The sequence below is a fragment of the Actinomadura sp. NPDC000929 genome (genome assembly GCF_040492065.1).
Classification (GTDB): Bacteria; Actinomycetota; Actinomycetes; order Streptosporangiales; family Streptosporangiaceae; genus Spirillospora; species Spirillospora verrucosospora.
Map to the genome: position 1 here is coordinate 1 of NZ_JBEUPA010000206.1, position 11,646 is coordinate 11,646.

General features: G+C 75.9%; 11 protein-coding genes. 7 read left to right on the forward strand and 4 right to left on the reverse strand.

The features are described from left to right. Positions 1-197, forward strand: a 197-nt coding sequence (locus ABWI04_RS39040) for a hypothetical protein (protein WP_353835533.1), incomplete at its 5' end; no start/stop codon positions are given. A 199-nt stretch (positions 198-396) separates the two neighbouring features. Then, positions 397-2,523: a thiamine pyrophosphate-dependent enzyme gene (locus tag ABWI04_RS39045; protein ID WP_345187172.1), complete on the forward strand. Its 2,127-nt coding sequence runs from the start codon at positions 397-399 to the stop codon at positions 2,521-2,523. Here ABWI04_RS39045 and ABWI04_RS39050 read toward each other — a convergent pair. Genes ABWI04_RS39050 through ABWI04_RS39065 form a run of 4 tightly spaced genes read right to left on the reverse strand, consistent with a single transcriptional unit; the run spans position 2,507 to position 7,108 of the window. Then, complete coding sequence (locus ABWI04_RS39050) at positions 2,507-3,241, reverse strand: ABC transporter ATP-binding protein (protein ID WP_345187169.1); 735 nt, start codon at positions 3,239-3,241, stop codon at positions 2,507-2,509. The two genes, ABWI04_RS39045 and ABWI04_RS39050, sit on opposite strands and share 17 nt — an antisense overlap. Continuing rightward, a complete protein-coding gene (locus ABWI04_RS39055) occupies positions 3,238-4,995 on the reverse strand; it encodes a branched-chain amino acid ABC transporter ATP-binding protein/permease (protein WP_353835534.1) in 1,758 nt (585 codons plus the stop codon). Before ABWI04_RS39055 ends, ABWI04_RS39050 begins: the two co-directional genes overlap by 4 nt. Further along, positions 4,992-5,891: a branched-chain amino acid ABC transporter permease gene (locus ABWI04_RS39060; protein WP_345187165.1), complete on the reverse strand. Its 900-nt coding sequence runs from the start codon at positions 5,889-5,891 to the stop codon at positions 4,992-4,994. The genes ABWI04_RS39055 and ABWI04_RS39060 overlap by 4 nt, the downstream gene beginning before the upstream one ends. Positions 5,892-5,902: 11 nt before the next feature. Continuing rightward, complete coding sequence (locus ABWI04_RS39065) at positions 5,903-7,108, reverse strand: branched-chain amino acid ABC transporter substrate-binding protein (protein WP_345187162.1); 1,206 nt, start codon at positions 7,106-7,108, stop codon at positions 5,903-5,905. Positions 7,109-7,285: 177 nt separating this feature from the next. Here ABWI04_RS39065 and ABWI04_RS39070 point away from each other — a divergent pair, with 177 nt between their 5' ends. The 5 genes from ABWI04_RS39070 to ABWI04_RS39090 form a co-directional block, all read left to right on the forward strand. Further along, on the forward strand, positions 7,286-8,263 hold the full coding sequence (locus ABWI04_RS39070) for an ornithine cyclodeaminase family protein (RefSeq protein ID WP_353835535.1): 978 nt from the start codon (positions 7,286-7,288) through the stop codon (positions 8,261-8,263). Positions 8,264-8,338: 75 nt separating this feature from the next. Beyond that, a complete protein-coding gene (locus ABWI04_RS39075) occupies positions 8,339-8,950 on the forward strand; it encodes a helix-turn-helix domain-containing protein (protein ID WP_345187158.1) in 612 nt (203 codons plus the stop codon). Between the two features lie 89 nt (positions 8,951-9,039). Further along, a complete protein-coding gene (locus tag ABWI04_RS39080) occupies positions 9,040-10,200 on the forward strand; it encodes an NAD(P)/FAD-dependent oxidoreductase (protein ID WP_353835536.1) in 1,161 nt (386 codons plus the stop codon). Continuing rightward, the gene (locus ABWI04_RS39085; RefSeq protein WP_353835537.1) at positions 10,197-10,505 is read left to right on the forward strand and encodes a (2Fe-2S)-binding protein; all 309 of its coding nucleotides are present in this window, start codon (positions 10,197-10,199) and stop codon (positions 10,503-10,505) included. Before ABWI04_RS39080 ends, ABWI04_RS39085 begins: the two co-directional genes overlap by 4 nt. Next, on the forward strand, positions 10,502-11,646 hold a 1,145-nt coding region (locus ABWI04_RS39090; protein ID WP_353835539.1), incomplete at its 3' end, for an NAD(P)/FAD-dependent oxidoreductase. The genes ABWI04_RS39085 and ABWI04_RS39090, both read left to right, overlap by 4 nt.

Consider the following 11,646-nt stretch of genomic DNA (forward strand, 5'->3'; position numbering starts at 1 on the left):
GTGGCGCGGGTGTAGCGGGCGGCGAGGGCGCGCAGATGGTCGGCGAGTTCGGGGTTCGCGGTCTCGTCGATCCGGAAGTCGGCGCCCAGCACGCGACCGTCTCGGACGTGCGGGACGGGTCGGTGGAACGGTACGAGCGCGGCCCCGCCGGGATCCGGGCGCCGCCGATGACGGAGGAGAGCACGCTCCCAGCCTGAACGGGCCGCCCGCCCGCGCCAAGATCGGGCAGAGCGCGGCTTCCTTACCGCGAGGCCAAGCCGGGCTGAGGCTCTCCCGGGGGCGTCGTTAAGCGATCCTTGGCCAACTCCCCACCGGTTCGCGGCCTCGCGCGGCTTGGCCTCGGCCGGGCGGCGTCCGATGCTCGACACGCGTCCCGATCCGCACCCAGGAGCACGCATGCCCGAGCCCGCCGACGTCCACTTCCTCGAGACGGCCGCGACCCTGGCGCCCTCCGGCGCGCCCGCTCCGCCTGGCGCGCTCACCGGCGAGCGCTGCCTGGAGCTGTTCGACGCGCAGCTCGGCAGCCGGCACCTGGACCTCGCCGCCCGGCGCCTCCAGGCGCAGGGCCACGGCTTCTACACGATCGGCTCGGCCGGGCACGAGGGCAACGCGGCCGTCGCGGCCGCCCTCCGCCCGGACGACCCGGCGCTCCTGCACTACCGGTCGGGCGCGTTCTTCCTGGAGCGGGCACGCCAGGTCCCCGGCGGCGACCCGCTCCGCGACGTCCTGCTCGGGCTGGTCGCCGCCGCCGAGGAACCGATCGCGGGTGGGCGCCACAAGGTGTTCGGCAGCCGCCCGCTGAACGTGATCCCGCAGACCTCCACCATCGCCTCGCACTTCCCGCGCGCGCTCGGCGTGGCCTTCGCGATCGAACGTGCCGCCCGGCTCGGCCTGGACTCGCCGTGGCCGCGCGACGCCGTCACCGTGTGCAGCTTCGGGGACGCCTCCGCCAACCACTCCACCGCCGCCGGCGCCGTCAACGCGGCCGTCAACTGCGGCTACCAGGGCCTTCCCCTGCCGCTCCTGCTCGTCTGCGAGGACAACGGGATCGGCATCAGCGTCCGCACGGCGCCCGGCTGGATCCGTGCCGCCTACGGCTCGCGGCCCGGCCTCGCCTACTTCCACGCGGACGGCTGCGACCTCGCCGACGCCCACGCCGCGGCGGCGCGGGCGGCCGACTGGGTCCGCGAACGCCGCCGTCCCGCGTTCCTGCACCTGCGGACCGTCCGGCTGATGGGCCACGCCGGCTCCGACGTCGAGTCGGCGTACCGGACCTTCGCCGAGATGGCGGCCGACCTGGAGCGCGACCCGCTCCTGCGGACCGCGCGCCTCCTCGTCGACCGCGGAGTCGCGACCGCGGAGGACGTCGTCGGCCTCTACGAGGCCAAGCGCGCGGAGGTCATGGCGCTGGCGGAGAGCGTCGCGGGCGCCCCGCGCCTGGCGTCCGCCGCGCAGGTCATGGCGCCGCTCCGCTCCACCGCCCGCGGAGGGGGAGCGGTGGCCGCGGAGGGGGAGCCGGTCACGCTGGCGCAGGCGGTCAACCGGACGCTCGGCGACCTGCTGGACGAGCGGCCCGGCATGCTCGTCTTCGGCGAGGACGTGGCGCGCAAGGGCGGCGTCTACGGGGTCACGCGCGGGCTGATGAGGCGGGCCGGGGCGGCCCGGGTGTTCGACACGATCCTGGACGAGCAGTCGGTCCTCGGCCTCGCGCTCGGGTTCGGGACCGCCGGGATGCTGCCGGTCCCGGAGATCCAGTACCTCGCCTACCTGCACAACGCCGCCGACCAGATCCGGGGGGAGGCGGCGACGCTGCCGTTCTTCTCCTCCGGCCGGTACCGCAACCCGATGGTCGTGCGGATCGCGGGCTACGCCTACCAGAAGGGGTTCGGCGGCCACTTCCACAACGACAACGCCGTCGCCGCCCTGCGCGACATCCCGGGGCTCGTCATCGCGTCGCCGGCCCGGCCCGACGACGCCGCGGGGATGCTGCGCGCCTGCGCGGACGCCGCCGGGCGCGACGGGCGCGTGTGCGTGATGCTGGAGCCGATCGCGCTCTACCACGTGCGCGACCTTCACGACGACGGCGACGGCGGATGGCTGGCCCCGGCCGGCGGGACGGTCCCGATCGGCCGCGCCCGCACCTACGGGGACGGCGGCGACCTCACCGTCGTCACCTTCGCCAACGGCCTGCGGATGAGCCTGCGGGCGGCCCGCCGCCTGGAGGCCGGGGGCGTCCGGTGCCGGGTGCTCGACCTGCGCTGGCTGGCCCCGCTCCCGGTCGAGGACCTGCTGCGCGAGGCCCGCGCCACCGGGGCCGTCCTGGTCGCGGACGAGACGCGCCGCACCGGGGGCGTCTCGGAGGGCGTCCTGACCGCGCTCGCCGACGTCGGCTTCGAAGGGCGCGCGGCCAGGGTCACGAGCGAGGACAGCTTCATCCCGCTGGGAGACGCCGCCTCCCACGTCCTGCTGTCGGAGGCCGCGATCGAGGACGCGGCGCGCGCGCTGCTCACGTCGCGTCGATGACCGGGTCGCCGCCCAGGTAGGCGGCCTTCACCCGGTCGTCCCCGGCGAGCGCGGACGCCGGGCCGTCCAGCACGATCCGGCCGGTCTCCAGGACGTAGGCGCGGTCGGCGAGGCGGAGCGTCTGGTGGGCGTTCTGCTCGACGATCAGGATCGCGGCGCCCTGGTCGCGGATCTCCCGGACGACCCGCAGCACCTGCTGCGCCGTCCGCGGCGCCAGCCCCATCGTCGGCTCGTCGAGGGCGAGCAGGCGCGGCCGCAGCATCAGCGCCCGGCCGATCGCGAGCATCTGCTGCTCGCCGCCCGACAGCAGCCCGGCCGGCTGCGCGCGCCGCTCGCCGAGGCGCGGGAACCTGGCGTAGACCTCGTCCCGGCGGGCCGCGACGAGCGCCCGGTCGCGGCGCCGCAGGTACCCGCCGAGCAGCAGGTTCTCGGCGACGGTCAGCGCGGGGAACACGCGCCGCCCCTCCGGGACGTGCCCGAGCCCGGCCGCGACGACCCGGTGCGCGGCGAGCCGGGTGATGTCGCGGCCGCCGAACTCGACCCGCCCGGACCGGGCCCGGTGCAGGCCCGTGACGGTCCGCAGCGCGGTGGTCTTGCCCGCGCCGTTGCTGCCGAGCAGCGCGACGATCTCGCCCTCGCCGACCTCGAAGGAGATCCCGGACAGCGCCTCGACCTGGCCGTACCGGCTGCGCAGGTCGCTCACCCGCAGAAGCGTCACCCCAGCACCTCCGCGGCCAGGTCGGTCTCCGGGTCGTCCGGCACGCCGAGGTAGGCGGCGATGACCCGCTGGTCCTCCTGGATCTCCGCCGGCGGCCCCGCCGCGATCGTCCGCCCGTGCTCCAGCACCGTCACCCGGTCGGAGATCGACATGACCAGCGCGACGTCGTGCTCGATCAGCACCACGGCGGCGCCGAGCGCGCCGATGCGCGAGATCAGCCCCATCAGCGCCCGCTTCTCGGTCGGGTTCGCGCCCGCGGCGGGCTCGTCCAGCAGCAGGACGCGGGGGTCGCCCGCGAGCGCCCGCGCGATCTCCAGCCGGCGCCGGTCGCCGTAGGCGAGCCCGCCCGCCGGGCGGTCGGCGGCCTCCAGCAGCCCGACGAAGTCCAGGCAGCGGCGGACCGCGTCGAGGTCGGCGCGCGACAGCGGCCGCAGCAGGGCCCGGTCGCGGGCGAACCGGCCGATCAGCACGTTCTCGGCGACGGTCATCTCCTCGAACAGCCGGATGCTCTGGAAGGTGCGCGCGAGGCCGGCGGCGGCGACCCGGTGCGGGGCGAGGCCGCGCACGTCCCGCCCGGCGAGCACGACCGTCCCGGCCGACGGCGCGATCATCCCGGTGACGCAGTTGAACGCGGTGGTCTTGCCCGCGCCGTTCGGGCCGATCACGCTGACGACCTGCCCGGCGTCCGCGCGCAGGGCGAGCCCCTCGACGGCGGTGACGCCGCCGAAGCGGCGGGTCAGGCCGTCCACCTCCAGCAGCGTGCCGCGCGCCGCCGCGGGCCCGGGCGCGGGCCCCGCCTCCGCCGGGAGGCGCAGGCGGCGCGGCCGGTACGGCCACACGCCCTGCGGCCGCAGGAGCACGATCGCGATGAGCAGCAGCGCGAAGAACAGGCCCCGGTACTCCTGGACGGTCCGCAGCGCCTCCGGCAGCGCGACGATCACCACGGCGCCGACCACGACGCCGGGCCGGCTGCCCATCCCGCCGATGATCACCACGAGCAGGATCATCAGCGAGGTCAGGAACGTGAAGCTGGAGGGGTCCACGGTGCCGAGCTGCGCGGCGTTGAGCGGGCCCGCGACGGCCCCGGTCATCGCGCCCAGCACGTACGCCAGCAGCTTCACCCGCCGCGCCGGGACGCCGACCGCCTCGGCGGCGGTCTCGTCGGCCCGGACGGCGCGCCAGGCGTAGGCGAGCCGCGACCGGGCCAGCAGCGCCGTCGCGGCCAGCACGACGACGAAGAACGCGAGCGCGAGGTGGAAGAAGTCCCGCGGCGTGACGATCTCCCGCCCGCCGACCGTCGCCGGGGGGATCCCGGTCAGCCCGTTCGGGCCCCCGGTGACCTCCAGGTTGATGACCGCGATCCGGATGATCTCTCCGAAGCCGAGCGTGACGATCGCGAGGTAGTCGCTGCGCAGCCGCAGCGTCGGGTACCCGATGACCGCCCCGGCCACCGCCGCGGCGGCGACCGCGACCGGCAGCGTCGCCCAGAAGCCCCACCCCAGCTTCAGCGTCAGCAGCCCGGAGGCGTACGCGCCGATCGCGAAGAACGCGGCGAACCCGAGGTCGAGCAGGCCCGCGTACCCGACGACGATGTTGATCCCCAGCCCGAGGATCGCGTAGACCAGGATCGTCCCGGCGACGGTCAGCGCGTAGTCGTCGAGGGTCTGCCCGGCGGCGAGCGCGAGCGCGACGAGCAGCGGCCAGCCGCCGTACCGGACGGCCGCCTCCCCGCCCGCGGGGCGCGGCGCCCTCACGCCCGCTCCACGACGCGCTCGCCGAACAGGCCGGTGGGCCTCAGCGCCAGCACCGCGATCAGCAGCCCGAAGATGATGACGTCCGTCCAGCGGGACGAGACGTACCCGGCGGAGAACGACTGCACGAGGCCGATGCACACGCCCGCGACCATCGTCCCCGGCAGGTTGCCGATGCCGCCGAGCACCGCGGCGGTGAACGCGCGCAGCCCGATGAGGAAGCCCATGCCGAAGCTGATCTGAACGTAGTACAGCCCGTACATGACGCCCGCGGCGCCCGCGAGCAGCGAGCCGATGAAGAACGTCGCCAGGATCAGCCGCTCCACGTCGATCCCCTGGAGCCGGGCCGCGTCGCGGTCCATCGCCAGCGCGCGCATCGCGGTCCCCGTCACGGTCCGGGTGACGAACAGCCACAGCGCCGCCATCAGCGCGACCGACAGCACGACCAGGACGAGCTGCCCCCAGGTGACGTGGACGACGCCGCTGAGGATCCGGCCGCCGTCCAGGGCGTGGGGGTAGGACTTGAACCGGGCGTCGGTGAGCACCTTGACGCCCTCCTCCAGCGCCAGCGACACCCCGATCGCGGCGATCAGCAGCGCCAGGCGCGGCGACGACAGCAGCGGCACGTAGGCGACCCTGGCGATCCCGGTCCCGATGGCGCCGGTGGTCAGCGCGCCGACCACGACGGCGAGCAGGACGGCGGGCAGCGCCATCCCGCCGCTCGCGCCGAGCGCGGTCAGCGTCCCGAACCCGGCGAAGGCGCCGATCATGAACACGTCGCCGTGCGCGAAGTTGATCAGCCGGACCACCCCGTAGATCATCGAGTAGCCCAGCGCGATCAGCGCGAGGAAGGCCCCGATCGTCAGGCCGTTCACGAGGTACTGGACGAATTCGCTCATCGGGCCCCTGATCAGGAGGTCTTGGCGTCCACCCAGGTGGCGCCGCTCTCGTCGAGCTTCTTGTAGGCGGTGAACGCGCCGCCCTGGACCTGGACGGTGATGTAGAGCGGGTCGGTCCGGTCGCCCTTGGCGTCGAAGGTGATGGGCCCGGTGATGCCCGGGAAGTCCTTGATCTTGTGGAGGGCCTCGGTGATCGCGGCGCCCCGGGTGGACCCGGCGTCGTCGATCGCCTTCGCGACGACCTTCACCGCGTCGTACTCGTACACCGAGAACGGCCCCGGATCGGCGTTGTTCGCCGCCTTGTACGCCGAGACGAACCTCGCGGCGGCCGGCAGGTCCTTGGCCAGCGGCGCGGTGGTGGCGATGTAGCCGCCGGCCGCCGAGCCCGCCGTCTTCAGCACGGTGGAGTCGGTCGTGGCGTCCCCGCCCATGAGCGCGAACCTCAGCCCGAGCTGCTTGCGCTGCTTCATCAGCAGGCCCGCCTCGGCGAAGTAGCCGGTGAAGTACAGCACGTCCGGCCGCGTCGAGGCGATCTTGGTGAGGACGGGCCCGTAGTCGGACTGGCCGGGCTGCAGCGCGTTCTCGTAGACGACCTGACCGCCCGCCTGCCGCGCCGAGTTCGCCGCGGCGTCCGCGAGGCCCTTGGCGTAGGTGGTGTTGTCGTGCAGCAGCGCGATCCGCTTCGCGCCGAGCGGCCCGGTCATGAACTTGGCCGCGACCAGGCCCTGGTTGTCGTCGCGCCCGCAGGTGCGGAACACCTTGCCCTTGCCGCTGTCGGTGAGGGAGGGGTTGGTGGAGGCGTCCATCACGAACGGGACGCCGCGCCTGCCGTAGATCGGGATCGCGGGCACCGCCGCGCCCGAGCAGTACCCGCCGGCGACCGCCACGACCCCGCTGTTGAGCAGCTTCTGCGCGGCCTGCGCGCCCTGCTGGGCGCTGCACTGGTCGTCGGCCTCCACGATCTGGATCTTCCGGCCGTCCACCCCGCCGGCCTTGTTGATCTCGTCGGCGGCGACCCTGGCCGCGGCGAGGATGTCCTGCCCGGCCGAGGCGGAGTCACCGCTCAGCGGCGCCGGAACGCCGATCCTGATGGCGCCCGAGCCGCCGGAGCCGCCCGACCCGCAGGCCGCGGCGAGCGGGACGAGCAGCAGGCCGGCGCCCGCCGCGGTGAGAGTCCGGAACCGGCGTCCGCGGTCCCGCGGGGTCAGTGGAGTCATCGGGGCTCTCCGTCGCTCGTGGCCGGCAGGTCCTCGTGGTCCGGGATGGTGAAAGCGTGAAACGTCCAGGCACGGGCGTCGAGACGGGCAAGCATGCGATCTCATGCACTGATCGGTAAGCACCGCTTGCCCTTTCGCCACTCGACAGCGCGGCCGCGGCCTGGAAAGGATCTCCCCATGGCCGGTGTCCTGCTGCTCTCCGCGGCCGACGTGCGCGCGGTGTTCGACCTGCCCGCCGCGATCGCCTCGCAGCGGGAGGCGTTCGCCGCGCTCGGCCGCGGGCGGGCGCGGCTCGCGCCGCGGGTGCTGCTGGACGGCCCGGACGGCGACGTCGCCTTCGGCTACGTCTCCCGCCTGCCCGGCGCCGGCGCGGTCGCCAAGTTCGGGAGCGTCACCCCGGGCAACGCGGGGCGCGGCCTGCCGACCGTGGCGGCCCTGGTGACCGTCCTTGACCCGGTGGACGGGAGGCCCGTCGCGGTCATCGAGGGCGAGGCCGTGACGACGCTGCGCACGTCGGCGGCGAGCGCGGTGGCGGCCGACCACCTCGCGGCGCCGGGGGCCTGCCGCCTCGCGGTCGTCGGCTGCGGCGTCCAGGGCCGCGCGCACGTGCGGGCGATGGCCGCGGTGCGTCCCCTCACCGAGGTGGCGGTGGCCTGCCGCCATCCGGACACCTGCACCGCCGCCGCCGAGCTCGCACGGGACCTGGAGTTGCCGGTCGGGGCGGCGGCGTCCGCCCGCGAGGCGGTCCGGGGCGCGCAGATCGTCGTCACCGCCACCACCAGCGCCGAGCCGGTCGTCCTCGGCGCGTGGCTCGACCCCGGGTGCACGGTCGTGAGCGTCGGATCGTTCGCCCCGGACCGGGCGGAGGTGGACGGGGAGGTTCTCGCCCGCGCCGCCGCGGTCGTGGTGGACGACGTGACGACCGCCCTGGAGCACGCCGGTCCCGTCGTGGCCGCCGTGCGCGCCGGGGAGCTGGACCCCGGCCGGGTGCGCCCGCTGGGCCCGATCGTCGCCGGCCTCGCCGCCGGGCGGCGGTCCGAGACCGACCTCGTCTTCTACAACAGCGTCGGCCTCGGCGTGCAGGACGCGGCGGCGGCGTCCGTCATCGTCGCCCGCGCCCGCGAGGCCGGCGCCGGGACGCTGGTGGAGCTCTGACCCCTCCGGGCCGCCGAGTACACTGGCCGTTCGATAGAGCGAACGTGAGTGGGCGAGCGGACGAGGAGCGGGAGCGTGGGGGCGTCAGGGGAATCGGTGCGGGACGTGCTGGCCGGCAACCTGCGCCGCGCGCGGCTGGAGCTCGGCCTGTCGCTGTCGGAGCTGTCCCGCCGGTCCAAGATCGGCAAGGCGACGCTGTCCCAGCTGGAGGCGGGCGCCGGGAACCCCACGATCGAGACCGTGTTCAGCCTCTCGCGCGCGCTGGAGGTCCCCATCTCCGACCTGCTCGACCACCAGGAGCCGTCCGGGCTCACGGTGGTGCGCGCGGCGGAGGTGGAGGTCCTGAGCGGGAAGGGCGTCGACCTGCGGCCGCTGCGCGGCATCGAGTCCGGCGGCGCCATGTTCGAGGTGTACGACCAGCAGTTCAGGGCCGGCCGCCGGCAGGACTCGCTCGGCCATGTGGGGATGGAGCACACGGTCGTGCAGTCCGGGCGGCTCGCCGTTCGGGTGGACGACCGGGACGTGGAACTCGGGCCGGGCGACTACGTCGGCTTCGACGCGCGCCTGCCGCACCGCTACACCGCGGTCGAGGGGCCCGTCCGGTCCGTCCTGCTGCTGCAGTACAGCGCTGACCAGCGGCTTCACGCCTCGCCCGGCACCCCGTCCCATCTGGCGGAAACCCCCTGAATCCGGAGCCGCCCGCGCGTTGACAGCGCGCGCGTGGCGCGCTTACTCTCGGAATCGTTCGGTTTAACGAACGGCAAACGGGAGGGTCGATGACGCGGGTCGTGGTGCTGGGCGCCGGGATCATCGGCGCGGCCTGTGCCCGCGAGCTGGCCCTGGCGGGCTGCGAGGTCGTCGTCGCCGACCGGGGCGGCCCCGCCGCCGGGACCACCGCCCACGGCGAGGGCAACATCCTGGTCTCCGACAAGGGGCCGGGCCCGGAGCTCGAACTGGCGCGGCTGTCGCGCGAGCTGTGGCCCGCCATCCTGGACGGCGACCCGAACGCGGGCGGCGTCGAATGGGACGCCAAGGGCGGCATCGTCGTCGCCACCACCCCGGCGGGCGCCGCGGCGCTGACGGAGTTCGCCGCAGCCCAGCGCGAGGCCGGGATCACCGCCGAGGACCTGGACGCCGCCGCCCTCGCCGCCGCCGAACCCCACCTGACGCGCGACTTCGCCAAGGCCGTCCACTACCCCGAGGACGCCCAGGTCCAGCCCGCCGGAGCCGCCGTCGCCCTGCTGGCCGCCGCCGTGCGCGCCGGCGCCGTCCTGCGCACCGGGTGCGAGGTCCTCGGCGCGGTCCGCAGCGGCGGCCGCCTCACCGGCGTCCGCACCTCCGGCGGGACGATCGAGGCCGACGCGGTCGTCAACGCGGCCGGGCCCTGGGCGGGGGAGGTCGCCGCGCGGCTCGGCGTCCGGCTCGGTGTCCGGCCCCGCCGCGGGGAGGTCCTGGTGACCGCGCCGATGCCGCCGACCGTCTTCCACAAGGTCTACGACGCGGACTACGTGGCCGCGGTCGGCAGCGGCGCCGGGGACCTGCAGGCGTCCGCCGTCGTCGAGTCCACCCGGGCGGGGACGATCCTCCTCGGCTCCTCGCGCCGCCGGGTCGGGTTCGACGACCGGATCCGCCCCGAGGTGCTGTCGGTCATCGCCGCCAAGGCGCTGCGGCTGTTCCCGTCGCTGGCCGGGGTGCCGGTGATGCGCGCCTACGGGGGGTTCCGCCCGTACGTCGACGACCACCTGCCCGTGATCGGCGCCGACCCGGACCTGGAGGGCCTCTGGCACGCCACCGGCCACGAGGGCGCCGGGATCGGCCTGTCCGCCGGGACCGCCGCCGTCCTGCGCGACCTCATGCTCGGCCGCGTCCCCGCGATCGACGCGGCGCCGTTCCGCGCGGACCGGCCCGCCGCCCAGTGCGAAGGAGAGACCCGATGAGCGCGCGACTCGTCCCCGCCGGCGCCGACCGGACCGGCCGCCGCCCCGACGTCCCGCTGCGGATCACCGTGGACGGCGAACCCGTGGACGGCGTCGCCGGCCAGACCCTCGCCGGAGTGCTGCTGGCCGCGGGCCGCCGCACCTGGCGGCGCGGGCCCTCCGGCGCCCCGCGCGGCGTGTTCTGCGGGATCGGCGCCTGCTTCGACTGCCTCCTCACCGTCAACGGCGTCCCCGACGTGCGGGCGTGCCGCCGCCGCGCCCGCGACGGCGACGCCGTCACGACCCAGTCCAGGGAGGCCAGGTGAGCAGGCACGTCGTGGTCGTCGGCGCCGGCCCGGCGGGGCTCGGCGCGGCGGCGGGCGCGCTGCGCGCCGGGGCGCGGGTCACGCTGCTCGACGCCGCCGAGGACCCCGGAGGCCAGTACCACCGGATGCCGCCCGCCGCCTTCGGCGCCGCCCGCCCCGGCCGCCTCCACCACGGGTGGCGCGGCTTCGAGCGGCTGCGCGACCGCGTGCTCGGCCACCCGCGCTGCGACTGGTGGCCCGAGAGCGCCGTCTGGTCCCTCGACCGCGCCGAGCAGGGGCCGCCGCACGTCCACGTGCTGCGAGGCGAGGCCGACGGCGCCGGACGGGAACGGCGCGTCCTGCGCCCGGACGCGCTGGTGCTGGCGCCGGGCGCCCACGACCGCGTCCTGCCCTTCCCGGGCTGGGAACTGCCCGGGGTCTACACCGCCGGGGCGGCGCAGGCACTGGCGAAGGGGGAGCGCCTGGTCGTCGGCGACCCCGTCCTGGTCGCCGGCTCTGGACCGTTCCTGCTCCCGGTCGCCGCGTCGCTGATTGAGGCCGGCGGCACCGTCCTCGAGGTGCTGGAGGCCAACCCGGCCGCCACCGTGGCGCGCGGCTGGGCCGCGCGCCCGTGGGAGCTGGCGCCGCAGGCGGGCAAGGCGGGGGAGCTGGCCGGGTACGCGGCGCTGCTGGCCCGGCACCGCGTCCCCTACCGGACGGGCCGCGCCGTGATCGAGGCCCGGGGCGACGGGCGCGTCGAAGAGGCGGTCACGGCGCGGCTCCGCCGCGACTGGTCGGTCGTGCCCGGCACCGAGCGCACCGTCGCGGTGGACGCCCTCTGCGTCACCCACGGCTTCAGTCCGCAGCTCGAACTGCCCGTCGCCGCCGGCTGCCGGCTGCGCGGCGGCGCCTTCGCCGACGTCGACGACGACCAGCGCACCAGCGTCGCCGGCGTCTACGCGGCCGGGGAGATCACCGGCATCGCCGGGGCTCCGGCCGCCCGCACCGAGGGGCTGCTCGCCGGCTGGGCCGCCGGGGGAGGGGACCCCGGCGACCGCGCGGCCGCCGCCCTGCGCCGGCGCCGCGACCGGGGGCGCGCGTTCGCCGGACGGCTCGCCGCCGCGCACCCCGTCGGCGCGGCGTGGCCCGGCTGGCTGCGCCC

What these genes read in the sequence shown, in the direction of transcription:
- ABWI04_RS39045 (WP_345187172.1), top strand. Translation starts at nt 397, where the DNA reads ATGCCCGAGCCCGCCGACGTCCACTTCCTCGAGACGGCCGCGACCCTG.
- ABWI04_RS39060 (WP_345187165.1), bottom strand. Translation starts at nt 5,891, where the DNA reads ATGAGCGAATTCGTCCAGTACCTCGTGAACGGCCTGACGATCGGGGCC.
- ABWI04_RS39065 (WP_345187162.1), bottom strand. Translation starts at nt 7,108, where the DNA reads ATGACTCCACTGACCCCGCGGGACCGCGGACGCCGGTTCCGGACTCTC.
- ABWI04_RS39070 (WP_353835535.1), top strand. Translation starts at nt 7,286, where the DNA reads ATGGCCGGTGTCCTGCTGCTCTCCGCGGCCGACGTGCGCGCGGTGTTC.
- ABWI04_RS39080 (WP_353835536.1), top strand. Translation starts at nt 9,040, where the DNA reads ATGACGCGGGTCGTGGTGCTGGGCGCCGGGATCATCGGCGCGGCCTGT.
- ABWI04_RS39085 (WP_353835537.1), top strand. Translation starts at nt 10,197, where the DNA reads ATGAGCGCGCGACTCGTCCCCGCCGGCGCCGACCGGACCGGCCGCCGC.